The sequence below is a fragment of the Mesorhizobium sp. M7A.F.Ca.CA.002.05.1.1 genome (assembly GCF_003998335.1).
GTDB lineage: Bacteria > Pseudomonadota > Alphaproteobacteria > Rhizobiales > Rhizobiaceae > Mesorhizobium.
Window position 1 is genome coordinate 1 of sequence record NZ_RZQI01001615.1, and the last position, 504, is coordinate 504.

General features: G+C 61.9%; 1 protein-coding gene. It reads right to left on the reverse strand.

Annotated elements, in window-relative coordinates:
- Positions 1-35: 35 nt before the first annotated feature.
- On the reverse strand, positions 36-504 hold a 469-nt coding region (locus EN939_RS37355), incomplete at its 5' end, for an ABC transporter permease (protein ID WP_127272146.1).

Here is a 504-nt window from a genome sequence, read left to right on the forward strand (position 1 = left end):
ATGCGAGACGGCACGAATATCGACCAAAGGCGCGGTCATGCCTTTCTCCTGCGCAGCAATGTCAGTTCGAACAGCACCACCAGCACGATGGAGACGGCGAAGACCAGCGAGCCGACGGCGTTGGTCTTGGGGTTAAGGCCGGAGCGCAGCAGGTTCCAGATTTCGACCGGCAGCGTGGTGTCGAAGCGGGTGAGCAGGAAGGAGATCACGAACTCGTCCCAGGAGAAGGTCATCGACAGGAAGAAAGCTGCGAAAATGGCCGGCGCCATGACCGGCACGGTGATCAGCAGCAGCACCTTCCATTCCGGCGCGCCGAGGTCGCGCGCGGCACGCTCGATGTTGATCTGGTGGTCGCCCATCTGGCTGTAGATGATGGCAAAGCACAGCGGCAGGTTGATCACGACATGGCCGATGCCGGCGGCAAGCAGCGATTTCGGCACGCCGGCCCAGTTGAACAGCACCAGCAGCCCCATCCCGATGATGAGATAGCTGACCGTCAGCGGC